The following is a 24,066-nucleotide window of genomic DNA, read 5'->3' as shown; positions in this document are numbered from 1 at the left end:
CTTAGCAGGTACGCAACCAGGCCAAAGAATCACGGTACGCCTGGGCAGGATCTTCTGCCCGGATACGCCCTTCGTACACCACATAGCCCTGATAGTTATCCGCGCGCAGCTGTTCAAACAGCGCGTGGAAATCCAGGGTGCCGCTGCCCGGCTGGTAGCGATGGTTATCTGCAATATGCACATGACCGAGCAGGTCGCGGTTGTCATGCAGCGCCTGCGCCAGGTTATCTTCTTCGATATTCATGTGATAGAAATCGCCGATAATCTGTACATGTTTAAGATCGTTTTCGACGATGTAACGACGAGCATCGGCGAGGGTGTTGATCATGTGATCCTGATAGCGGTTTAACGGTTCGAGGTACACCACGGTTCCGGTACGCGCTGCCACCTGTTCCAGTACGCGCAGGGAATCACTCACCATTTTGCGGTCGCCATCCAGGCTGCGCGGCGAGGCCATCGGCGGTAAACGGAAGGTAAACATGCCCCACGCTGCCGGAACGACGATACCTTTACCGCCCACTTCGGCCAGCGCTTCAAGAATGCGTTCGATCTGCTTTAAGCCATTAAGACGACGCTCTTCAATAAAGTCGCCAATCCAGCCGTCATAGCCGCCGCAGGCGGTGGTCACCGGTAAACCGGTTTCTTTGATCGCCGCTTTGACTTCTTCGATGTTGTTGACCAGAAGTTTGCCGTCAATCTCAAAACCATCGAAGCCCATCTCTTTGATATAACGAAATTTCTCCAGAATATTTTCCGGAAAGAACGCCTGATTCTGTGTGCCGATTTTCATTTTTTTCATTCCTTTGAATTAAAACGTGACGCCCATTTTGATGCTCAGTTCCGGATGCTGGTCGACATACTGCATGTAGCTTTCCGGGCTATTGGCAAAGGTCACCACCGGGTCGATTAAATCTTCGCAATTGAGATAACCGTTCATCAGCAGTTCCCAGCAGGTTTCTTCGATACGCTTGCGGCTCCAGCGCGGATAATCCGGGTTCGGTTCGCTGCACGCGCGGGAGAAGACAATTTTTGCGTTATTGAAATGCGCTTCGCGTCCGAGGTTAAAACCTTCGGCAAACGGTTTGGCAAACGCGACATAGGAGATGGTGCCGCCATAAGCCAGACCTCGTAGCGCCGATTGCAGCGCGTCGGCATAGCCGCTGGTTTCGATAATCACATCGGCACCCTGCTTGCCGGTTAGCGTTTTGATCTCTTTGCCTACGTCAGTGCCAATGGGGTTAAGGCAGAAATCCGCGCCGTGGCGACGGGCAATATCACAGCGATAGGCGATAGGATCGACGCCAATCACCACCGACGCGCCAGCGCGTTTCGCCAGTTGGATGGCTATTTGACCAATCGCGCCAAGCCCTACCACCACCACAAAATCACCCACGCGCACGTTGGCATCGCGCACGCCGCTCATGGCAAACTGCGCCGGGTCGTAACAAACGGCGTTTTTCCACGAGCTGCCTTCCGGCATTTTGCGCAGCTTGTAGTTATTCACCGCGTTAATGATGACCGTCTCGGAGAGCGGGCCGTAGCCGCATACGCTGTCGCCCACCGCGTAGTCGGTAACGTCGCTGCCGCACTCGATAATGTCGCCAACCACCATGTTGCCAAGCTGGAATTTGCCAAACTCAATGCCGCGCGGCGCATCTGCCGGACGCGGAGTGAACATCTGCCATTCGCCGTTAAAGTCTTCATCGATAAACGGGCTGGCGGCGCGGAAGTCGACCACTTCCGTTCCGTGTTTCGGTGCGCCGAAACGCACGCGGATTTTCACTTCATTGGCTAAAATCGCCCGATCTTCATACTCAACCAGCGCAGCAACACGCGGTGCTGTGGCTACTAACTTTTTCATTTAAAACTCCTTGTAAAGAAACTGGCCGCTTTAGCCCTTCACGCCACCGGCGGTCAAACCACTCTTAATAAAACGTTCCGAAAGCGCATACATAATCACCACCGGCAATGCGGTCACCAGTGAGGCCGCCATCATCCGTCCCCAGATGTAATCTGGCGTACTGAACAGCGCGTTCAGGCCCACCGGTAAGGTGAAATTGCTGGCGCTGGAGAGGAAAATCGACGCAAACAGATAGTCGTTCCACGCCACCATAAAGCAGTAGACGAACACGGATATCAGCCCGGACATCGCCAACGGCACGGTGATGCGGAAGATAATTTGCAGACGGTTGAGGCCATCCATCATCGCCGCTTCTTCGATCTCATCGGGGATGGTGTCGAAGTAGCTTTTCAGCATAAACACGGCGGTGGGCAGAGTTTGCGTCACCATGGTGATGATCAGCGCCATCTCGGTGTCGTAAATGCCCAGCGCGGTGATGATTTTGAACAGCGGCACCACCAGCAAAATGCCAGAGAACATATACACCGTGTAAAAGCTGGCATTGATGGTCATCCGACCTTTAAAGCGCAGGCGGGAAAGCGCGTAAGCCCCAAGAATGCCGAGGAATACCGCCACCACGGATGAAACCACCGACACCACCAGACTGTTACGGAAGTAGTCGACAAACGGGAAAATCATCGGGTTAAAAATGTCGACGTAATGCTCCAGCGTCCACTGCTGCGGCAGCAGCGTAGGATGCAGTGAGATCGCCTCTTTCGCGCCCTTGAACGAGGTCATCAGCATCACAAAAAATGGAAACAGCGTGATGATGAGAAACAGCGCCAGCCCGCAGTAAAAACCGATGCGACTGAGTGTGCGTTTATTTGTTGCCATTGAGGTTCACCCGTTTCCTGGTCAGCAGAATGACAGCGAAAATAATGATGAAGAGCACCACCGAGATCGCCGCCGCTTTTCCTAAATCATTAAAGGCAAAGGCGGTTTTGTAGAGATATACACCGAGAATATCGACCTTGGTCGTCAGCAAATAAACATCCGCGAACATGTAGAACATCCAGATGGTGCGCAGGGTCACCACCGTCGCCAGGACCGGCATAATCGCGGGCAGCGTGACGATGCGAAACCGTTGCCAGGCATTAGCGCCATCCATCTCTGCCGCTTCGTACAGCGATTTGTCGATGGTCTGCAAAATCGCCAGAAACGAGATGAAGGCATACGGGAAGTAGCGCCAGATGGCGAACAGCACCACCAGCACAAAGCTACTGCCCGGATTATCGAACCACAGCGGCGCCTGCTCGTAGAGATGCAGAAGATCGACGCCGAGGTAGTTCACAATGCCGTAGCCGTTGTTGAACATGTATTTCCAGGCGAACACCAGCGAAATGGACGGCGTTACGTAGGAGAGGATCACCAGCGAACGCGCGGTTTTGCGCAGGCGGAACTCGCGGTTGAAAAACATCGCCACGGCCAGCCCGAGCACGGTGCTGCCCGCCACCACCAGCGCCGTATACCAGACCGTCATCCACAGCGAGTGCCAGAAGCCGGGATCGGAGAGAATGCGCACATAGTTACTCACCCCAACAAACGTTGACTCGATGTTGGGATTGAGCGGCAGACGTAAAAAACTGATTTCGATATTCGACACCATCGGCCACGCCACCAGACCGCCCAGCAGTAATAAGCTGGGCGCGAGAAGCAGCAGCGCAAAGGGCATATCGGAACGACCTGAAAAAAGCCTGTTCATTGCGGATTCCTGTCCTGGGTTTAGTGCTGTTCGATCAGTTCATCCAGCTTTTTCTGGCTCGCTTGCAGCGTGCCAGGGAGATCGGCTTTACCCACGGTGACGTTATGCACCATGGAGCTCACCACGCCAGAACCCGTCACATCACCCATGCGGGTAAAATTTTTATCCCCTACTGCGCCAAAGACCTGAATATTTGGCAGTTCGCTGATTAACTGATTTGGCAGCTCACCCAGCGCCTTAATAACGTCGTTGTCTTTCCAGGTGGCGGTAGTGACAACCGCTTTGTTCACCGGCAGCGCCGCGCCTGGCGACATCATCACCCAGTCGGCAATGTTGTCTGCCTGCTCCATAAAGGTGACAAATTTTTCTGCTGCTTCCGTCTCTTCGGTCTTTTGCCCGGCGGTAATGGTCAGCGAGGTCAACATGCCGTAGACCGCAGAGTTTTTCTCGGTTGGCACCACGAAACCGACGTTTTTCGGATCGCCTTCTTTAATTACAGCCGGAAGGATATAGGTGGAGTAAATCGCCAGCGGCGCGGTGCCGTTCATAAAGGCGTCTTTCACTTCCATGATGTCGTTAGAACCCGGCATCGTGTTGGCGGCAAGGTCGCGGTAATAGGTCAGCGCCTGCATCATCTCTGGGGTATCAAGGGTGATTTTGCCTTCTGCGTTAAAGACGTTGGCCTGGTTGGATAACGCAAACTGGGAGAAGGATTGTTCCGTCAGTACGCTTTCTGCCGTCGGCAGTGCAATGCCGTATTTTTTATTCGCCGGGTCATTCAGTTTCTGTGCAACGTCCAGTAGCTGTTGCCAGTTTTTCGGCTCCTCCAGCCCCGCTTTTGCCAGCACATCTTTGCGATACCAGATGCCGCCAATCCAGGCACTCACAGGAACACCGGTCCATGCGCTACCATCTTCGGTGCGCACAATACGCAGTACGCCATCGTAAAACGCGCCTTCACCCACGTTGCTGATGACTGTGGCAACCGCTTTGCGATCGATAAGCTGCTCTTTGTCCATAACTTTGGCGTAGTCATGGCTGGTTTCGATCACTTCCGGCAGCGAGCCGCTACGTGACAGGGTTATGACTTTGGTGTTATAGGCATCTTCTTCCACTGGCACTTGTTTAACGGTGATGCCCGAGTTTTCTTTTTCAAAACGGGCAATCAATTTACTGATAATGGCTTGACGCTCCTGCTCCACCGAAGAATGCATAAATTCGATGGATACATGGGTTTTATTTTCTTCTTTACAGCCTGAAATCAGGGCGCAGGAAACCAGTGCTGATAACAGCACGATTTTTGATTTAATCATGAGATGTTCCTTTTTTATTTAATCCACATAACCTGCCAGGGGCGCAGCGTTATTTCATTACCCAATATATCAACTTCACTAATCAGATCCCGACCGTGCAGATCAGTAATATTTATATGCTGAATATTTTCACTGACATTAAACAATCCTGTCAGACAATTACCATCCGCGTTGTTTCTTTGAATACGCATTACGGATGAATTAACCGTATCGATGGTAAAATCATTATCCGGATGAAACTCGTTATGACTGCAACGAAGTGTAATTAAACGCGACAACTGATGATATACCGCATGCCTTAATGTATCTTCATCGTTCAGTTCTCGGGTTATCTCTTCATTGTGATATTTTTTACGGTTAATCGCACGGTTATATCCCAGTTTTTCGACACCTGCGTAATCATTACGCGAGCCAAGAATACTTTGAATATATATCGCTGGCACACCGGGGAAACTTAACAAAATCGCATGGGCAAGGATAAACCTGGCACACCGCTCTTCATCGCTATTCTCGCGGCGGCTTAACGCATCCATATAGGTGACATTTATTTCATAGGGACTGCGCGTACCGTCGGGATTATTTTTCCAGTTTACTAATGCACCTTCCTGCTGTAACGCCTCGACCAGCGCTAATATTTCGCTTTCTGGTAACAAGCCACGCAGTGGGTTCAGCCCGATGCCATCGTGAGAGGCGAGGAAGTTAAACCAGGTGGTGTTGCTGGAAGGTAGTGTCAGGTTTTGCGCCCACGCACAAAGCGCCTCAACGTTCTGTTTTTGCACCGCATGCAGCACCAGCGGCGGCAGCGAGAACTGATACACCATATGCGCTTCGTCATCGCCTTCGCCAAAGTAAGCAATGTTGTCTTTATGCGGAACATTGGTCTCGGTAATGATCACTGTACCTGGTGCTACGTCATCAATAATCGACCGTAACAGCTTGATAATCAGATGTGTTTTTTCCAGATGGATGCAGCTTGTTCCTGGCTCTTTCCACATAAAGCCAACGGCATCCAGCCGGACATATTCTGCGCCCTTTTCCAGGTAGCACAGCAATACATCCACCATCGCCAGCAACACTTCAGGGCTACGGTAATTGAGGTCAATTTGATCGTCGCTAAAGGTGGTCCATAAATGGCGCGTGGAATTATCATCCATTTGAAACGGTGTTAATAGCGGTAACGCACGCGGACGGGTGACGGCGCTGAGATCGGTTTGCGGATCAACAGCAATAAAAAAATCTTCAAAACCTGGCTGCTGTTGTAAATAGTTTTTAAACCATTCACTTTTTGCCGACATATGGTTGCAGACAAAATCAAACATTAAATGACTGCATTCACCGAGTTGCTGAATATCCTGCCACTCCCCCGCTTCACTGGCGACCTGATGATAATCAATTACCGAAAACCCATCATCAGATGACCATGGATAAAAAGGTAATAAATGAACATGTGAAAAAATGCTTTGCAGCCATTGATGGTAAAACTGATTAAATGTGGGTAGTGGTTTTAAATCATTACTGTGAAATTGATCAGCATAGGTAATTAACACGACATCACTTTCATCCCAGTGTTTTTTACGTCGCTGTGTAATTAATCGTTTCGCACTCTCAAGACGCGTTACAAGTTTCTGTAAATGAGTCGCGGTAAATGTTCCACCGTAGATTTCGTCCAGGTAATCCGTAATTTTCTGTTTCATGTTGCCTTTCCGTGGTAGCGGTCCCATGAAACGAGAGACTACTCCGCAGAAAATAAACTGTCAATTGAGCACAAGGGTTTTAGTCACGCAGGAAATCATTTTTTACCAGGGAAAAAGCGTATTTGTGAGCTGACGCAAATAATCTATGGGGATGTAAATAAGGTGTGACAGAAAAAGTAAACGGCGCATAAGCGCCGCTTAGGGTGGATTCTTTTAACCTTTGACCTTCGGCATTGCGATGTCTTTCAGGCCACCGGCGTTCTCAACGTGGGTATATCCCATCTCGCTAAGGATCTCTTTTGCCTGCCCTGACTGGCGTCCGGCATTGCAATACACTTTCACGGTGTCGTTTTTATCCGGAACGGCGGTGGCAATGCGCTCTTTTACTTCCTTCAGGGGAATATTGATGGCTCCCTGAACGTGCTCTTGCTGATACTGCTCTGGAACACGAACATCGATCCAATGTTCAGCGGCGAAAACGGGCAGTGAAAACACCAGTGTCAGAGCAAGTAAGCCTTTTTTAAACATGTAAGCGTCCTTCTATGGATGAAAATTGCCATCCATAATATGCCTTAGCTTTAACAATTTTTGCGAAACTCCCCTCACCTTTTATAACGCTGCGCCAGTTTATTGGCAGCCCGACTTAACAGCGGTTCCAGCGCCACGGCCAGCAACATTTTCAGTGGTCGGCGAGCAACTGATTTTATCGCCCAGCCAGCTACACCCGCCGGGCCATAGCGCAGTGCGGTAAGAAGTACCAGCTTGCCTGCTAATTTGAAACCAGGCTTCACCTTTTGCCCGGCCTGTTGCCAGCGAGTATTCATAACTTTCCTCACAGTTGACGGAAACGGCTACGTAACGTGAAAGTATCGGAAGTGACATAACGTTCCATCTCGCGTAAACGCGTTTCACTTGCCGCCAGTTCACGGTCGACTTCATCCAGCAATTCACTGCTGGAAGGTAGCTGCTCACCAAAGGCCATGTTGTCCGGCATTGGATCAAGCGCAAATGACAAAATGATGTAAGCAACCAGGGTAAACAGCGCCAGACCGAAGAAAATCGACAGCACCACCAGGATACGCACCAGTTTTACTGGTACATCAAAATAGTTGGCAATCCCGGCGCAGACGCCGCGTACCATGCCCTGCTGCGGAATACGCCATAATTTTTTATTGAGATTAATGCCCGCCATTAGCGATCCCTCCAGTTCGGATGTTCTGCATCAAGAATAGATTCCAGCGCCTGAATACGTTCGCGCATCCGTTTTGCTTCATCAGCCAGTTGCGCTAATCGCTGCTGCTCACTTTGCGACAATTCACTGCGACCAGAACGATTGCTGTAATGCAGCCATAACCAGATCGGTAAAACAAACAGCACAAAAATGGTTAACGGAATAGCCAGAAATAGCGCGCTCATAAGGACTCCTTAGACGATGAGCGGCGGCGCGTTCGGACGCCGCCTGGATGTTATTATTGATTGTCTTGCTTCATTTTGGCTTTTAATTGTGCCAGTTGCTCGCTGATTGCATCATCGGCTTTCAGTTCGGCAAACTGATCGTCCAGCGATTTTTGTTTACCGAAGCTGTGGCTTTCTGCTTCCGCTTCCATCTGGTCAATTCGACGTTCGAAAGATTCGAAACGAGCCATTGCTTCATCCAGTTTGCCACTGTCCAGCTGACGACGCACATCGCGCGACGAGTTTGCCGCCTGATGGCGTAACATCAATGCCTGCTGGCGAGCGCGTGTTTCGCTCAATTTGTTTTCCAGCTCGCCGATCTCTTTCTTCATGCGTGCCAGCGTATCGTCCACCAGCGTCACTTCATGTTCCAGGCTCTTAATCAGATCGGTCAGTTTCTGTTTTTCAATTAACGCCGCACGCGCCAGATCCTCTCTCTCTTTCAGCAGCGCCAGTTCGGCTTTTTCCTGCCATTCAACTTCACGCGCCGACGCTTGTTCAATACGGCGAGTCAGCTGTTTCTTTTCTGCCAGCGCACGCGCCGAAGTAGAACGTACTTCAACCAGTGTATCTTCCATCTCCTGGATCATCAGACGCACCAGTTTCTGTGGATCTTCCGCTTTCTCTAACAGAGCGTTGATGTTGGCATTCACGATGTCGGCAAAGCGAGAAAAAATACCCATAATGTTGTCCTCTTGATTTCTGCGTTCAGGATTGTCCTGCTGAACTATTAATACAATTTGCGTGCCAATTTTTTATCTTTTTGATTTATAATGATCTGATTGAAGAATCAACAGCAACATGCCAGGATGAGTTAGCGAATTACACTAACAAGTGGCGAATTTCATCATGGCAGAATACAAAGATAATTTACTTGGTGAGGCAAACAGCTTTCTCGAAGTGCTGGAACAGGTTTCGCATCTCGCACCGCTGGACAAACCGGTGCTCATCATCGGCGAGCGCGGCACAGGTAAAGAGCTGATTGCCAGCCGTCTGCATTATCTCTCCTCCCGTTGGCAGGGGCCGTTTATTTCCCTTAACTGCGCGGCGTTAAATGAAAATCTGCTGGATTCCGAACTGTTTGGTCACGAAGCGGGCGCGTTTACCGGTGCGCAAAAACGTCATCCAGGGAGATTTGAACGTGCCGACGGCGGTACGCTATTTCTTGATGAACTCGCTACGGCACCGATGATGGTGCAGGAGAAATTATTGCGCGTGATTGAGTACGGTGAACTGGAGCGCGTTGGCGGCAGCCAGCCATTGCAGGTGAATGTGCGGTTGGTATGCGCGACGAATGCCGATCTCCCGGCGATGGTCAATGAAGGTACTTTTCGCGCTGACCTGCTCGACCGACTGGCTTTTGATGTTGTACAACTGCCGCCCCTGCGCGAGCGCGAAAGCGACATTATGCTGATGGCAGAACACTTTGCCATTCAGATGTGTCGGGAAATCAAGCTGCCTCTGTTCCCGGGGTTTACGGAGCGCGCCAGAGAAACATTGCTGAATTATCGCTGGCCGGGAAATATTCGTGAATTGAAAAACGTGGTGGAACGTTCAGTGTATCGCCACGGCACCAGCGATTATCCGCTTGATGACATCATTATTGATCCCTTTAAACGGCGTCCGCCTGAAGACGCTATCGCCGTTTCAGAAACCACCTCGCTTCCAACACTGCCGCTGGATTTACGTGAGTTTCAGATGCAGCAGGAAAAAGAGTTGCTGCAACTCAGTTTGCAACAAGGGAAATATAACCAGAAGCGCGCGGCTGAATTACTGGGGTTAACCTATCATCAGTTCCGCGCGTTGTTGAAAAAGCACCAGATTTAGCGAAGTTGGGCAATACAACTTGCCGGATGCGGCGTGAATGCTTTGTCCGGCATACATAATCAATACGTCGTTTGCAGGCCTGATAAGCGCAGCGCATCAGACATTATTGCGTTGGGCTATTAATCGTTCAGCGCATCCTGCAAAATTTTCATTGCCGCATCGAATTGCGCATCCGGGATGGTCAGCGGATACAGGAAACGAATCACGTTGCCGTATGCGCCACAGGTCAGCAGAAGCAGCCCCTGCGCCAGCGCGCGTTGCTGGATTTTCTGTGCAATCGCCGCTGACGGCTCGCCCGTTTGCGGATCGTTAAACTCTGCCGCAATCATAGACCCCAGACCGCGTACCGCCGCGATGGCCGGAACGCTTTCTTTGGCATCAATCAACGTGTTTGTCAAGCGCTGGCCCAGTTGATTCGCGCGTTCGCAGAGCGATTCTTTGTCGATAATGTTGAGTACCGCGTGCGCGGCAGCCACCGCCAGCGGGTTCCCGGCGTAGGTGCCACCCAACCCGCCCGGCGCGGGCGCGTCCATAATATTCGCGTTACCGACCACGCCCGAAAGCGGCATGCCGCCCGCGAGGCTTTTCGCCATCGTCATTAAGTCCGGCTTATCGGCGTAGTGATCCATGGCAAACAGTTTACCGGTACGCGCAAAGCCGCTTTGCACTTCATCGGCAATCATCACAATGCCGTGCTCGTCGCACAGGCGGCGAATGGCGGCAACCAGCTCTTTTGGTGCAACGTTGAAACCGCCTTCGCCCTGCACCGGTTCGAAAATAATTGCCGCCACCTGCTTCGCTTCAATGTCCGATTTAAACAAGCGTTCGATGGCGTCGAGAGAGTCCTGCGTTGAAACGCCATGTAAATCTGACGGATAAGGTACGTGATATACCGAACCGGGGAACGGGCCGAAGCCGATTTTGTACGGCGCGACCTTTCCGGTCAGCGCCATGGTCATATATGTACGACCGTGGAAGCCGCCGCTAAACGCAATCACGCCAGGGCGTCCGGTATGGGCGCGGGCGATTTTCACCGCGTTCTCCACCGCTTCCGCACCGGTGGTGAAGAACGCAGTTTTAGCCTGCCCGCTCACCGGGGCAAGGGCGTTGATTTTCTCCGCCAGGGTGACGTAGCTTTCGTACGGCACAATCTGATACGCCGTGTGGGTAAACTGTTGCAATTGCTGCTCCACCGCCGCGACCAGATCAGGGTGGCGATGCCCGGTATTCAGCACCGCAATGCCTGCGGCGAAATCGATGTATTCGTTGCCCTCTACGTCCTTCAGCGTAGCGTTTTCTGCCGACTGGGCGAAGAAGTTACACATCACGCCAACCCCGCGTGGGGTAGCAGAAAGACGACGCTGATGGAATTCATTGTTGCTCATGTTTCACACCTTTTGACTCTTCACTGTTAATCGGAAATTAAACGCCCAGACGATCGCGCAGGCTGTAATAAGCCGCGCCCATCGCGGTAAACGGAACGCGCAGCGTGCGCCCGCCGGGGAACGGGTAATGCGGCAGATTGGCGAAGGCGTCGAAACGCTCGGCGTCACCGCGCAGCAGTTCAGCAATCAAACGCCCGGCGAGGTGGGTACAGGTGACGCCGTGGCCGCTGTAGCCCTGCATGTAATAGATGTTGGTATCGAGGCGACCGAACTGCGGCATCCGTGAAAGGGTCAGCAGGAAGTTGCCCGTCCAGCGATAGTCGATTTTGACGCCCTTCAGCTGCGGGAAGGTTTTCAGCAGTTTCGGCACCACAAGACGCTCAACGTCATCCGGGTCTCGCGCGCCGTAGACCACGCCGCCGCCGTACAACAGGCGGTTATCGGCGGTAAGACGGTAGTAATCAAGCAGATAGTTACAGTCTTCCACGCAGTAGTTTTTCGGGATCAGCGAACGGGCTAAATCTTCCGACAGCCGCTCGGTGGTGATCACCTGCGTGCCGCACGGCATGCTGCGTTTCGCTAGTTCCGGCTCTACTTTATCGCCCAGATACGCATTCCCGGCGACAATCACATACTTCGCCGTCACCTGACCATTGGCAGTCCGCACCACGGCTGGCGTGGTGTGCTGGATCTGCGTCACGGCGGAAAGCTCATACACGCGCCCTCCGTTCAGGCGGATGGCATCGGCTTCACCAATGGCGAGGTTTAGCGGGTGAATATGCCCACCGCTGTGATCCAGAAGCGCACCAGTGTAGCGATCGCTGGCGACCTCGCGGCGAATAGCGTTGGCGTCCAGCAGCTCCAGCTGTTTATTGCCGTAGCGTTCCCAGTTCTCTTTCTGCTCTTCGAGTGTGGCGAGCTGTTTATCATTCATCGCCACAAACAGGCCGCCGGGGCGGTAGTCGCAGTCAATCTGATAACGTTTGATACGTTCGCGGATGATCTCTCCGCCTTCAAACATCATGCTGCCGAGCATACGGGCGGTGTCCATGCCGTAGCTTTTTTCGATCACGTCGATGTCGCGGCTGTAGGAGTTCACAAGCTGCCCGCCATTGCGTCCGCTTGCGCCGAAGCCGATGCGTGAGGCTTCGAGAACCACTACATCAAAGCCCGCTTCCGCCAGATGCAGCGCGGAGGAAAGTCCGGTATAGCCGCCACCGACCACGCAAACGTCGCAGGAAATCGACTCATTCAGCGTGTCGAATGGCGCGTATTTATTCGCACTGGCGGAGTAGTAACTGCTGGTATGTTCGGTCATTTCAGGCCTCCAGGCTTATCCAGATAGTTTTCAGTTCGGTGAATTTTTCAAGGGCGTGCAGGGATTTGTCGCGACCGTTGCCGCTCTGCTTATAGCCGCCAAACGGCACGGTCATATCGCCGTCGTTGTAGTTATTGACGAAGACGGAGCCGGCTTTCAGGCGGCGACTCATGCGGTGCGCGCGGGAGAGGTCGCGCGTCCATACTGCCGCGCCGAGGCCGTACTGGCTGTCGTTGGCAAGCTGTAGCGCCTGTTCTTCTGATGTGAAACGCGTGACCACCAGCACCGGACCGAAAATCTCTTCGCGGCTTAAGGACGCATTCGGGTCTACCTCCACAAAGATGGTCGGGCCGATGGCGGCAGCCAGCTCGGCGTTACGGCCATCCAGCAGCAGTTGCCCTTTGCTTTCGCCTTCCCGAATAAAGCTATGGACCGAGTCGGCGTGGGCGCAGTCGATTAAGGTGCCCATGGTGGTTGCGGGATCAAGTGGATGGCCCGGCTGCCAGTTTTGCGCCTGCTGTTTTAACAGGGCTAAGAATTCATCGGCGATGCTCTCTTCTAGCAACAAACGCGTTCCGGCGATACACACCTGGCCCTGGTTGTAGAAAATGCCTGCGGCGGTGGCGCTTGCCGACTGTTGCAAATCCGGGCAGTCGGCGAAAACGATGTTGGCGCTTTTGCCGCCCGCTTCCAGCCAGACGCGTTTCATGTTGCTGTCGCCTGCATCTTTCAGCAGCTGTTTCCCGGTGCGGGTTGAGCCAGTAAAGGCGATGGCATCGATATCGTTATGACGCGACAGCGCCTGCCCCGCTTCATGACCAAAACCCGTCACCACGTTCAACACACCATCCGGCAAGCCTGCCTCTTTAGCCAGCCCGGCGAGACGAATCGCACTGAGCGGTGATTTTTCAGACGGTTTCAGAATCACGCTGTTTCCCGCCGCCAGCGCCGGGCCGAGTTTCCAGCAAGTCAGCAGCAGCGGGAAGTTCCACGGCACGATGGCGGCAATCACGCCGACCGGTTCACGCACGATCATCGCCAGCTCATGGCTACTGGTGGTCGCCACTTCGCCATACACTTTGTCGATCGCTTCGGCGTACCAGCGAATGGCGCGTGCCGCGCCGGGAATATCATCACGCAGGCTGTGACAAATCGGTTTGCCGGTGTCGAGCGTTTCCAGCAGCGCCAGTTCTTCAGCGTTAGCTTCCATTAAATCGGCGAGTTTATTCAGCACCGCTTTACGCTTAGCCGGAGAAGAGAGTGACCAGTCGCCACGTTCAAACACGCCGCGTGCTGCGCTCACCGCACGGTCAATATCGACGCTCTTGCCGCGGGCAATATTCGCCAGCGGTGCCTGGGTGACCGGATCAACGGTTTCAAAAGTTTCATTTTCCGCCGCAGCAGTATATTCACCGTTAATAAATAAGCGGGTTTCAATGGCGAGACTTAACGCTTTATCCTGCCAGTAAGCCAGATGATGAAAATTCATTATGACTCCTGTTTCACGTCTATCAGATATATGCAGTTTGTGAACGTCAGGGCGCAGAGATCCCCGGGCCGTATGCCCGTTTATTTCTGGCGACATTCTTTATAGATTGCCGGGCGCATTGCGCTTACCCGGCTTACAGAACAAAAAGATTAAAACGTGGTGGGCGTATGGGCGCTGATAATTCGGCAAATACCTGCCGACGTATTACTGAAACTGTGCGGGATGCCGGTATTAATGGCATAACTTTGCCCCGCGACGAGGTGGTAATCCTGACCATTAATCGTCAGAACAATTTCACCTTCCAGTACAGTGCCTATTTCCTCACCCTGATGCTTAATTCTTTCCCCAGTGGTTGTGCCCGGCTGGTAAGTTTCAAAGATCATCGCCAGCGTGCGATTCGGGTTACCGTTATGAACCAGCTTCATTGACACACCCTGACTGCCCATCTCAATTAAGTCGTCCTGATTAATGACGACCTGCGGCTCATCAGGTTTTTCCGGCTCGGAAAAGAATTCCGAGAGTGACAGACCATACACCTTCAGCAGCTTTTGCAGCGTACTGATGGCAGGGCTGACTTTATCTTGTTCTATCGTACTGATAGCACTGTGAGTCAGCCCGGAGAGTTCGGCGGCACGACGTTGTGAAAGCCCCTGCTGCTGGCGGATTTCCGACAAGCGTTTTCCTGGCGCCAGTCCCTCATCACTCATATTTGCATTTCCTTAAACTGTAGTGGTCAGAGTCGCTGTTTTTCAGCGATATGGTGCTGACAAGCGGTGATAAAGCCCTCGAACAATATACGCGAAAGCGCGTACTCGCTACTGTTCCATTCCGGGTGCCACTGTACGCCCAGCGCAAAAGGATGATTGATGACGCTAACCGCCTCAACTAAGCCATCCGGCGAGCGAGCTTCAACACGCAACCGTGGGCTAACGACCTTCGCCCCTTGTCCATGCAGAGAGTTTACCCAAAAGTTGCTACATTCAGGTAACAACGCAGACAGTAATCCCCCCTCTTCAACCAGAACTTCATGCGACGGCGCATATTGCTGCTCCACCGGCAGTTCGGGATCTTCCCGATGTTCCAGCAATTCAGGCTGTTCGCACAGCTTGCGATGCAACGAACCACCGGTTGCCACCACCAGTTCCTGTAAACCCCGGCAGATGGCGAAAATGGGGATGCGCCTTTCGAGTGCGGCATTAATTAACGCCATGCTCAGAAGATCACGCCCGGGATCGGCGTCAGGCTCATCGCCGTTTTCACCATATAGGTGCGGCTGCACATTGCTGGGACTACCAGGAAGATAAATACCATCGAGTTTCGGCAAAAGTTGTTCAAGTAATGACGGTTCCGCCAGCGCATGTGGCAGCGCAATTGGCAAGCCGCCTGCGTGGATGATGGCATTCAGGTACTTTTCTTGCAGAGTCTGGGTCGCATGACCCTTAAGCCTGTTCCTGCACATTACGACACCGATAACCGGATTGTTCATTATATTTTCCATACTCAATCTCACAAAGTGGACTAAATTATCGCCATTACTGCGCTTTAAATGACCTTTATGTTCAATATTTTTTCAATCTAGCAGTGGGTTTTCATTTTTGCAAACTCAATTTAACATTTGACAAACATTTAGTTTGCATACAGATTCGAATGGTGGTCATTATATTTTACGCTTTGATAACGAGCGGAAAACAAACCAAAGGCGAAGAATCATGGAAACCAATATCGTTGAAGTAGAGAACTTTGTTCAGCAGTCAGAAGAGAGGCGGGGTAGCGCCTTTACGCAGGAAGTGAAACGCTACCTGGAGCGCTACCCGAATACACAATATGTTGATGTTTTACTTACCGATTTGAATGGTTGCTTCCGTGGAAAACGTATTCCTGTTTCAAGCCTTAAGAAGCTCGAGAAAGGGTGTTATTTCCCGGCCTCGGTATTTGCAATGGATATTCTGGGTAATGTAGTAGAAGAAGCGGGCCTGGGTCAGGAAATGGGCGAGCCGGATCGTACCTGTGTTCCTGTTCTCGGTTCCTTAACCCCTTCTGCCGCCGATCCAGAGTTTATAGGTCAGATGCTCCTGACCATGGTCGATGAAGATGGCGCTCCCTTTGACGTTGAGCCGCGGAACGTTCTTAACCGCCTGTGGCAGCAGCTGCGCCAGCGCGGATTGTTCCCGGTCGTAGCGGTAGAGCTGGAGTTCTATTTACTGGATCGCCAGCGCGACGCTGAAGGGTATCTGCAACCGCCCTGCGCGCCCGGCACCGATGACCGCAATACACAAAGCCAGGTTTACTCCGTTGATAATCTCAACCACTTCGCCGACGTGCTCAATGATATTGATGAGCTGGCGCAGTTACAGCTGATTCCGGCAGATGGCGCGGTCGCCGAGGCCTCGCCAGGTCAGTTTGAAATCAATCTTTACCATACCGATAACGTGCTGGAAGCTTGCGATGATGCGCTGGCACTAAAACGCCTGGTGCGTCTGATGGCAGAAAAGCATAAGATGCACGCCACTTTTATGGCGAAGCCGTATGAAGAGCACGCGGGCAGCGGGATGCATATCCATATCAGTATGCAAAATAACCGTGGCGAGAACGTGCTTTCTGACGCGGAAGGCGAAGATTCGCCGCTGCTGAAAAAGATGCTCGCCGGGATGATTGACCTGATGCCGTCATCAATGGCGTTGCTGGCACCAAACGTGAACTCGTATCGCCGCTTCCAGCCGGGAATGTATGTGCCGACGCAGGCGTCGTGGGGCCATAACAACCGCACCGTCGCCCTGCGTATTCCCTGCGGCGATCGCCATAATCACCGCGTGGAATATCGCGTGGCGGGTGCCGATGCCAACCCGTATCTGGTGATGGCGGCGATTTTTGCCGGTATTTTGCATGGCCTTGATAACGAACTGCCATTACAGGAAGAAGTCGAAGGCAACGGGCTGGAACAGGAAGGCTTACCCTTCCCGATTCGCCAGAGCGATGCCCTGGGTGAGTTTATCGAGAATGATCACCTGCGCCGCTATTTAGGCGAACGCTTCTGCCATGTCTATCACGCCTGTAAAAATGATGAGCTGTTGCAGTTTGAGCGCCTCATCACAGAAACAGAAATTGAGTGGATGTTGAAAAACGCGTAATACCCCTTGCGGGGTTGTTTCATCGGCCTGAGCGGAGCCAGGCCTGACATTTGCTGGTAATCCAGACATTTCCCGGATGTCGCGTTATGGAGCGCAGGCGGCAACGGGCTTCCGTTAACGATTAAGACTGTGACGAGGAAATGAGATGATGCCGATGATTAAATCCCCGCATGGCGAGGGAGGCTGCGTATGCGCCCCTCCTGCGACTGACTGGACTCCGCCCCCTTTGCTTCCCTTGCTAAACAGGTTTGATTTCAGGTCGACACGACCGCAAACCTTATTACGCAGGGGAGGCAGCAACTATGGCTATTAATTCACCACTGACTATTGCTGCGCAATCTGGCAAAACCCGTCTGCGAAAATCACTGAAATTGTGGCAGGTGGTGATGATGGGTCTGGCCTATCTCACGCCGATGACCGTATTTGATACTTTTGGTATTGTCTCCGGCATTAGCGACGGTCACGTTCCGGCGTCCTATTTGCTGGCGCTGGCGGGCGTGCTGTTTACCGCTATCAGCTACGGCAAACTGGTTCGCCAGTTTCCGGAGGCCGGTTCGGCCTATACCTACGCGCAAAAGTCGATTAACCCGCACGTCGGATTTATGGTCGGCTGGTCATCACTGCTGGATTATCTCTTTTTGCCAATGATCAACGTTTTGTTGGCGAAAATCTATCTCTCCGCCCTCTTCCCGGAAGTGCCGCCGTGGGTGTGGGTGGTAACCTTCGTCGCCATTTTAACCGCCGCGAATCTGAAGAGCGTCAACCTGGTCGCTAACTTCAATACCCTGTTTGTACTGGTGCAAATCTCCATCATGGTGGTGTTTATCTTCCTGGTGGTTCAGGGACTGCATAAAGGAGAAGGCGTTGGCACCGTCTGGTCACTTCAGCCGTTTATCAGCGAGAACGCGCACCTGATCCCGATTATTACCGGGGCGACGATTGTCTGTTTCTCCTTCCTCGGTTTCGATGCGGTGACCACGCTTTCGGAAGAGACGCCGGACGCCGCACGCGTGATCCCGAAAGCCATCTTCCTGACGGCGGTATACGGCGGCGTTATCTTTATCGCTGCGTCGTTCTTTATGCAGCTGTTCTTTCCCGATATCAGCCGCTTTAAAGACCCGGACGCCGCACTGCCTGAAATTGCGCTATACGTCGGCGGCAAGCTCTTCCAGTCGATTTTCCTCTGTACCACGTTTGTGAACACGTTAGCGTCTGGCCTGGCGTCGCACGCCAGCGTGTCGCGTCTGCTGTATGTGATGGGGCGTGACAATGTGTTTCCGGAGCGCGTGTTTGGCTATGTGCACCCGAAATGGCGGACTCCGGCACTGAACGTCATTATGGTCGGGATTGTCGCGTTGTCAGCGCTGTTCTTTGATTTAGTCACCGCGACAGCATTGATTAACTTCGGTGCTCTGGTGGCATTTACCTTCGTAAATCTGTCGGTGTTTAATCATTTCTGGCGGCGTAAAGGAATGAATAAAAGCTGGAAGGATCACTTCCACTATTTGCTGATGCCGCTGGTTGGCGCGCTGACGGTGGGTGTGCTGTGGGTTAATCTCGAGTCAACGTCACTGACACTCGGTCTGGTATGGGCTTCGTTAGGCGGCGCATATTTGTGGTATCTGATCCGCCGCTATCGCAAAGTGCCGTTGTATGATGGTGACAGAGCGCCGGTGAGCGAAACGTAATAGTCGGATGCGCGGCGCATTATCCTGCCTGAGGGTAATGCACCGCGCCATTAACTATAAAAAGATGTATGACCCGGATCACGAGTGCTATCATCCGCCCTTATGCTTAGCGCATTAACCCCAGGGGGAAATAATGAACCACGATATCCCGCTAAAATATTTTGATATTGCCGATGAGTACGCGACCGAATGCGCAGAGCCTGTCGCAGACGCTGAACGCACACCGCTGGCCCTCTACTTCCAGTTACTGCTCACCCGTTTGATGAACAATGAAGAGATCAGCGAAGAAGCCCAACATGAAATGGCTGCTGAAGCGGGGATTAATCCCGTACGCATTGATGAGATCGCAGAGTTTTTGAATCAATGGGGTAATGAGTAATTATTTCATTGCAGACGCTCGGTCAGTATCGTTGCCCGGATAAAGCGTTCACGCCGCAGCCGGCTAACAATGACGCGCACTGCAGCGTGCTTTAATGGGTTTCTCACGATCGTACCGCTCTGCTCCTCGCTAAGTTGTTCTGTGAGTTATAGTTATAGAGAAATCACGGGTACGAATGTTGAACAGATGGCGACGTCACCTGTTCAACGACCAACCACACGGCCCTCATTACGACCCCTGAACACAAACGGTAATGGCAAATGTCATTAAATATTAGTAAGATAGCCTCTTTACATAAAATCCATTAATATTATGCGCCAGGTATTATCGTCTCTTTTGGTGATTGCTGGACTTGTGAGTGGTCAGGCAATCGCCGCGCCTGAATCCCCCCCGCATGCTGATATCCGCGATAGCGGTTTTGTCTATTGCGTCAGCGGGCAAGTCAACACCTTTAACCCATCCAAAGCGAGCAGTGGGTTAATTGTCGATACCCTTGCCGCCCAGTTTTATGATCGACTGCTGGATGTCGATCCCTATACCTATCGCCTGATGCCGGAACTTGCCGAAAGCTGGGAAGTTCTCGACAACGGCGCGACCTATCGCTTCCACCTGCGTCGCGATGTTCCGTTTCAAAAAACCGACTGGTTTACTCCCACTCGTAAAATGAATGCCGACGATGTGGTGTTTACCTTCCAGCGAATTTTTGACCGCAACAACCCGTGGCATAACGTCAACGGCAGCAACTTCCCCTACTTCGACAGCCTGCAATTTGCCGATAACGTGAAAAGCGTCCGCAAACTGGATAATCATACGGTTGAGTTCCGACTCGCCCAGCCGGATGCTTCTTTTTTGTGGCACCTGGCGACCCATTATGCATCGGTCATGTCGGCAGAATATGCCCGGAAGTTAGAGAAAGAAGATCGTCAGGAACAACTCGACCGTCAGCCGGTCGGCACTGGACCGTATCAGTTGTCGGAATACCGCGCCGGGCAATATATTCGCTTACAACGTCATGATGATTTCTGGCGTGGTAAGCCGTTGATGCCACAAGTGGTGGTGGATTTAGGCTCTGGCGGTACCGGACGTCTGTCGAAACTCCTGACCGGGGAGTGCGACGTTCTGGCCTGGCCTGCTGCCAGTCAGCTATCCATTTTGCGTGACGACCCACGCTTGCGTTTAACGCTGCGTCCTGGGATGAACGTCGCCTATCTGGCATTCAACACCGCCAAACCGCCGCTAAATAATCCCGCTGTCCGCCATGCGCTGGCACTGGCGATTAATAACCAGCGTCTGATGCAATCCATCTATTATGGTACGGCTGAAACGGCAGCCTCTATTTTACCGCGCGCCTCGTGGGCCTATGACAACGAGGCTAAAATTACTGAATATAATCCGGCGAAATCGCGCGAACAGTTGAAGGCGTTGGGGCTGGAAAACTTAACGCTGAAACTGTGGGTACCAACACGTTCGCAGGCGTGGAACCCCAGTCCACTGAAAACTGCCGAATTGATTCAGGCGGATATGGCACAGGTTGGCGTAAAAGTGGTGATTGTGCCGGTAGAAGGTCGCTTTCAGGAGGCGCGGTTGATGGATATGAGCCATGATCTGACGTTATCCGGTTGGGCGACTGACAGTAACGACCCGGACAGTTTCTTCCGTCCGTTACTGAGCTGCGCGGCAATTCATTCGCAGACCAACCTCGCCCACTGGTGCGATCCGAAATTCGACAGCGTGTTGCGTAAGGCGCTCTCCTCGCAGCAGCTGGCGGCGCGTATTGAAGCCTATGACGAAGCGCAGAGTATTCTGGCGCAGGAATTACCCATTTTGCCGCTGGCGTCGTCATTGCGTTTGCAGGCCTATCGGTACGATATCAAAGGTCTGGTACTTAGCCCGTTTGGTAACGCCTCCTTTGCTGGGGTGTATCGCGAGAAACAGGATGAGGTGAAAAAACCATGATTATCTTCACCTTACGCCGCATTTTGTTATTGATTGTCACCTTGTTCCTGCTGACCTTCGTTGGCTTCAGCTTGAGCTATTTCACTCCACACGCGCCGTTACAAGGCGCGTCACTGTGGAATGCCTGGGTGTTCTGGTTTAATGGCCTGATCCACTGGGATTTTGGTGTTTCCAGCATTAACGGTCAACCGATTGCCGAACAGTTAAAAGAGGTCTTCCCGGCGACGATGGAACTGTGCATCCTCGCCTTCGGTTTTGCGCTGATTGTTGGCATCCCCGTGGGGATGATTGCCGGGATTACGCGCCATAAGTGGCAGGATAACTTGATCAACGCCATCGCCTTACTGGGCTTTTCAATCCCGGTGTTCTGGCTGGCGCTTCTGTTGACGCTGTTTTGTTCACTCACGCTAGGTTGGTTGCCCGTTTCAGGGCGTTTCGATCTGCTCTACGAAGTGAAACCGATTACCGGTTTTGCGTTGATTGATGCCTGGCTTTCGGACTCACCATGGCGGGATGAAATGGTCATGAGCGCAATCCGCCATATGATATTGCCCGTGATCACCCTGTCGGTTGCGCCAACAACTGAAGTGATCCGACTGATGCGTATTAGCACTATCGAAGTGTATGACCAGAACTATGTTAAAGCAGCGGCGACCCGCGGTTTGTCGCGCTTTACTATTTTGCGTCGCCACGTTCTGCATAACGCGTTACCTCCGGTTATTCCTCGCCTGGGCTTACAGTTTTCTACCATGCTGACGCTGGCGATGATCACCGAAATGGTTTTTAGCTGGCCGGGTTTAGGGCGCTGGTTAATTAACGCCATTCGCCAGCAGGATTACGCAGCCATTTCCGCCGGAGTGATGGTGTGTGGCTCACTGGTCATTATTGTTAACGTGATTTCTGATATTTTGGGTGCCATGGCTAACCCTCTGAAACATAAGGAATGGTATGCCTTACGATAGCGTATACAGCGAAAAGCGCCCGCCGGGCACGCTGCGTACCGCCTGGCGCAAATTTTATAGTGACGCCTCTGCGATGGTCGGCCTGTACGGCTGCGCGGGGCTGGCTGTACTGTGTATTTTTGGCGGCTGGTTTGCGCCTTACGGCATCGATCAGCAATTTCTCGGTTATCAATTATTGCCGCCGTCATGGTCGCGCTATGGCGAAGTTTCTTTCTTCCTTGGGACTGACGACCTCGGACGCGATGTTTTAAGCCGTTTACTGAGCGGAGCTGCGCCAACCGTAGGCGGCGCATTTGTGGTGACGCTTGCCGCGACGATCTGCGGCCTGATACTGGGCACCTTCGCCGGGGCGACCCACGGCCTACGCTCAGCGGTGCTTAACCATATTCTGGATACCTTACTGGCGATCCCTTCGCTGCTGCTGGCAATTATCGTTGTAGCGTTTGCCGGACCGAGTTTGTCTCACGCCATGTTTGCCGTCTGGCTGGCGCTGCTGCCTCGTATGGTACGTTCGATTTACAGCATGGTGCATGACGAACTGGAAAAAGAGTACGTTATCGCCGCCCGTCTGGATGGCGCATCAACGCTGAATATTCTCTGGTTTGCTGTGATGCCAAACATCACCGCTGGGCTGGTCACCGAGATCACCCGCGCACTGTCGATGGCAATTCTCGATATCGCCGCGCTGGGCTTTCTCGATCTCGGCGCACAACTCCCCTCGCCTGAATGGGGAGCGATGCTCGGTGATGCGCTGGAACTGATTTATGTCGCCCCGTGGACTGTCATGCTGCCAGGTGCGGCAATTATGATTAGCGTGCTGTTGGTTAACCTCCTTGGCGACGGTGTCCGTCGTGCAATTATTGCGGGGGTGGAATAATGCCATTACTCGATATTCGTAACCTGACCATTGAATTTAAAACCGGTGATGAGTGGGTTAAAGCCGTCGACCGCGTAAGTATGACCTTAACCGAAGGTGAAATCCGCGGTCTTGTTGGCGAATCAGGTTCCGGCAAAAGTTTGATTGCGAAAGCGATTTGTGGGGTGAATAAAGATAACTGGCGTGTTACTGCTGACCGTATGCGTTTTGATGATATCGATTTGCTGCGTCTCTCCGCACGCGAACGGCGCAAGCTGGTAGGTCACAACGTGTCGATGATTTTCCAGGAACCGCAGTCGTGTCTTGATCCTTCAGAACGTGTGGGTCGCCAGTTGATGCAAAACATCCCAGCCTGGACCTATAAAGGCCGTTGGTGGCAGCGTTTTGGCTGGCGCAAACGCCGTGCCATTGAACTGCTGCACCGCGTGGGGATTAAAGATCACAAAGATGCGATGCGCAGTTTTCCCTATGAGTTGACCGAAGGTGAATGTCAGAAAGTGATGATAGCCATTGCACTGGCGAATCAACCGCGTCTGCTGATTGCTGACGAACCGACAAACTCAATGGAGCCAACAACCCAGGCGCAAATCTTTCGCCTCCTGACGCGTCTCAACCAAAACAGCAATACCACTATTTTGCTTATCAGCCATGACTTACAAATGCTTAGCCAATGGGCGGATAAAATTAACGTGCTTTACTGCGGTCAAACGGTGGAAACCGCGCCAAGTAAGGAGTTGGTGACAATGCCACATCATCCTTATACCCAGGCGCTGATCCGCGCGATACCAGACTTCGGCAGCGCGATGCCGCATAAAAGTCGCCTCAATACGCTGCCCGGCGCTATCCCACTGCTGGAACAGTTACCGATTGGGTGTCGTCTGGGGCCGCGTTGCCCGTATGCACAACGAGAATGCATTGTGACGCCACGTTTGACGGGGGCGAAAAATCATCTCTATGCCTGTCATTTCCCGCTGAACATGGAGAAAGAATGAG

General features: G+C 52.5%; 25 protein-coding genes. 9 read left to right on the top strand and 16 right to left on the bottom strand.

The window, feature by feature from the left end; translation table 11 throughout:
• Nucleotide 1: 1 nt before the first annotated feature.
• From ACJHWK_RS16785 to pspA, 11 genes are all read right to left on the bottom strand, one after another.
• Nucleotides 2-790, bottom strand: a complete 789-nt coding sequence (locus tag ACJHWK_RS16785) for a sugar phosphate isomerase/epimerase family protein (protein ID WP_001523146.1) — start codon at nt 788-790, stop codon at nt 2-4.
• An 18-nt stretch (nt 791-808) separates the two neighbouring features.
• Complete coding sequence (locus ACJHWK_RS16780; protein ID WP_001523140.1) at nt 809-1,861, bottom strand: zinc-dependent alcohol dehydrogenase; 1,053 nt, start codon at nt 1,859-1,861, stop codon at nt 809-811.
• A gap of 30 nt (nt 1,862-1,891) precedes the next feature.
• The gene (locus tag ACJHWK_RS16775; RefSeq protein WP_000224659.1) at nt 1,892-2,734 is read right to left on the bottom strand and encodes a carbohydrate ABC transporter permease; all 843 of its coding nucleotides are present in this window, start codon (nt 2,732-2,734) and stop codon (nt 1,892-1,894) included.
• Complete coding sequence (locus ACJHWK_RS16770) at nt 2,721-3,602, bottom strand: carbohydrate ABC transporter permease (protein WP_001080790.1); 882 nt, start codon at nt 3,600-3,602, stop codon at nt 2,721-2,723. The genes ACJHWK_RS16775 and ACJHWK_RS16770 overlap by 14 nt, the downstream gene beginning before the upstream one ends.
• 20 nt (nt 3,603-3,622) lie before the next feature.
• Nucleotides 3,623-4,915 (bottom strand): ABC transporter substrate-binding protein, encoded by a 1,293-nt coding sequence (locus ACJHWK_RS16765; protein ID WP_170886130.1) that lies wholly within the window; start codon nt 4,913-4,915, stop codon nt 3,623-3,625.
• Nucleotides 4,916-4,929: 14 nt separating this feature from the next.
• Entirely contained in the window at nt 4,930-6,609 is a 1,680-nt protein-coding gene (gene ycjM, locus ACJHWK_RS16760; protein ID WP_170886131.1) for a glucosylglycerate phosphorylase, read from the bottom strand.
• A gap of 213 nt (nt 6,610-6,822) precedes the next feature.
• Nucleotides 6,823-7,137 carry a thiosulfate sulfurtransferase PspE gene (pspE, locus tag ACJHWK_RS16755; protein WP_000473128.1) on the bottom strand — a complete coding sequence of 105 codons (315 nt, stop codon included), beginning with the start codon at nt 7,135-7,137 and terminating at the stop codon, nt 6,823-6,825.
• A gap of 74 nt (nt 7,138-7,211) precedes the next feature.
• A complete protein-coding gene (gene pspD, locus ACJHWK_RS16750) occupies nt 7,212-7,433 on the bottom strand; it encodes a phage shock protein PspD (RefSeq protein ID WP_001295585.1) in 222 nt (73 codons plus the stop codon).
• An 8-nt stretch (nt 7,434-7,441) separates the two neighbouring features.
• On the bottom strand, nt 7,442-7,801 hold the full coding sequence (gene pspC / locus ACJHWK_RS16745) for an envelope stress response membrane protein PspC (RefSeq protein ID WP_000907387.1): 360 nt from the start codon (nt 7,799-7,801) through the stop codon (nt 7,442-7,444).
• Entirely contained in the window at nt 7,801-8,025 is a 225-nt protein-coding gene (gene pspB / locus ACJHWK_RS16740; protein WP_001274963.1) for an envelope stress response membrane protein PspB, read from the bottom strand. The genes pspC and pspB overlap by 1 nt, the downstream gene beginning before the upstream one ends.
• A gap of 53 nt (nt 8,026-8,078) precedes the next feature.
• The gene (gene pspA / locus ACJHWK_RS16735) at nt 8,079-8,747 is read right to left on the bottom strand and encodes a phage shock protein PspA (RefSeq protein WP_000511025.1); all 669 of its coding nucleotides are present in this window, start codon (nt 8,745-8,747) and stop codon (nt 8,079-8,081) included.
• A 166-nt stretch (nt 8,748-8,913) separates the two neighbouring features.
• Here pspA and pspF point away from each other — a divergent pair, with 166 nt between their 5' ends.
• Nucleotides 8,914-9,891, top strand: a complete 978-nt coding sequence (gene pspF, locus ACJHWK_RS16730; protein WP_000852835.1) for a phage shock protein operon transcriptional activator — start codon at nt 8,914-8,916, stop codon at nt 9,889-9,891.
• Between the two features lie 119 nt (nt 9,892-10,010).
• On the opposite strand, the gene puuE is transcribed toward pspF, so the two are convergent.
• The 5 genes from puuE to puuD all read right to left on the bottom strand — a co-directional run bounded on the left by puuE (nt 10,011) and on the right by puuD (nt 15,581).
• On the bottom strand, nt 10,011-11,276 hold the full coding sequence (gene puuE / locus ACJHWK_RS16725; protein WP_000069237.1) for a 4-aminobutyrate transaminase: 1,266 nt from the start codon (nt 11,274-11,276) through the stop codon (nt 10,011-10,013).
• 37 nt (nt 11,277-11,313) lie between these two features.
• Nucleotides 11,314-12,594, bottom strand: coding sequence for a gamma-glutamylputrescine oxidase (puuB, locus tag ACJHWK_RS16720; RefSeq protein ID WP_001523131.1), 1,281 nt, complete (start codon nt 12,592-12,594; stop codon nt 11,314-11,316).
• Nucleotide 12,595: 1 nt separating this feature from the next.
• Nucleotides 12,596-14,083 (bottom strand): aldehyde dehydrogenase PuuC, encoded by a 1,488-nt coding sequence (gene puuC, locus ACJHWK_RS16715; protein ID WP_170886133.1) that lies wholly within the window; start codon nt 14,081-14,083, stop codon nt 12,596-12,598.
• Between the two features lie 149 nt (nt 14,084-14,232).
• Nucleotides 14,233-14,790, bottom strand: a complete 558-nt coding sequence (gene puuR / locus ACJHWK_RS16710; protein ID WP_001278727.1) for an HTH-type transcriptional regulator PuuR — start codon at nt 14,788-14,790, stop codon at nt 14,233-14,235.
• A 26-nt stretch (nt 14,791-14,816) separates the two neighbouring features.
• Nucleotides 14,817-15,581, bottom strand: coding sequence for a gamma-glutamyl-gamma-aminobutyrate hydrolase (puuD, locus tag ACJHWK_RS16705; RefSeq protein WP_001308626.1), 765 nt, complete (start codon nt 15,579-15,581; stop codon nt 14,817-14,819).
• A 211-nt stretch (nt 15,582-15,792) separates the two neighbouring features.
• Here puuD and puuA point away from each other — a divergent pair, with 211 nt between their 5' ends.
• The 8 genes from puuA to sapD all read left to right on the top strand — a co-directional run bounded on the left by puuA (nt 15,793) and on the right by sapD (nt 24,065).
• Complete coding sequence (gene puuA / locus ACJHWK_RS16700; RefSeq protein ID WP_001296746.1) at nt 15,793-17,211, top strand: glutamate-putrescine ligase; 1,419 nt, start codon at nt 15,793-15,795, stop codon at nt 17,209-17,211.
• A gap of 148 nt (nt 17,212-17,359) precedes the next feature.
• Nucleotides 17,360-17,524 carry a protein YmjE gene (locus ACJHWK_RS16695; protein ID WP_120795382.1) on the top strand — a complete coding sequence of 55 codons (165 nt, stop codon included), beginning with the start codon at nt 17,360-17,362 and terminating at the stop codon, nt 17,522-17,524.
• Nucleotides 17,514-18,899 carry a putrescine/proton symporter PuuP gene (gene puuP / locus ACJHWK_RS16690; protein ID WP_001308624.1) on the top strand — a complete coding sequence of 462 codons (1,386 nt, stop codon included), beginning with the start codon at nt 17,514-17,516 and terminating at the stop codon, nt 18,897-18,899. The genes ACJHWK_RS16695 and puuP overlap by 11 nt, the downstream gene beginning before the upstream one ends.
• Before the next feature lie 133 nt (nt 18,900-19,032).
• Nucleotides 19,033-19,278: a YmjA family protein gene (locus ACJHWK_RS16685; RefSeq protein ID WP_001015102.1), complete on the top strand. Its 246-nt coding sequence runs from the start codon at nt 19,033-19,035 to the stop codon at nt 19,276-19,278.
• Nucleotides 19,279-19,590: 312 nt separating this feature from the next.
• Nucleotides 19,591-21,234, top strand: a complete 1,644-nt coding sequence (gene sapA / locus ACJHWK_RS16680; protein WP_001250221.1) for an ABC transporter substrate-binding protein SapA — start codon at nt 19,591-19,593, stop codon at nt 21,232-21,234.
• Nucleotides 21,231-22,196 (top strand): putrescine export ABC transporter permease SapB, encoded by a 966-nt coding sequence (sapB, locus tag ACJHWK_RS16675; RefSeq protein WP_000583281.1) that lies wholly within the window; start codon nt 21,231-21,233, stop codon nt 22,194-22,196. Before sapA ends, sapB begins: the two co-directional genes overlap by 4 nt.
• Nucleotides 22,183-23,073 carry a peptide ABC transporter permease SapC gene (sapC, locus tag ACJHWK_RS16670; protein ID WP_001146161.1) on the top strand — a complete coding sequence of 297 codons (891 nt, stop codon included), beginning with the start codon at nt 22,183-22,185 and terminating at the stop codon, nt 23,071-23,073. Before sapB ends, sapC begins: the two co-directional genes overlap by 14 nt.
• Complete coding sequence (gene sapD / locus ACJHWK_RS16665; protein WP_001128858.1) at nt 23,073-24,065, top strand: peptide ABC transporter ATP-binding protein SapD; 993 nt, start codon at nt 23,073-23,075, stop codon at nt 24,063-24,065. The genes sapC and sapD overlap by 1 nt, the downstream gene beginning before the upstream one ends.
• Nucleotide 24,066: the final 1 nt, after the last annotated feature.

The sequence above is a fragment of the Escherichia sp. WS547 genome, from assembly GCF_046486065.1.
In the GTDB taxonomy this organism is placed as follows: domain Bacteria; phylum Pseudomonadota; class Gammaproteobacteria; order Enterobacterales; family Enterobacteriaceae; genus Escherichia; species Escherichia coli.
Note: the sequence above shows the minus strand (reverse complement) of the source record. Positions and strands in the feature narration are given on the sequence as shown.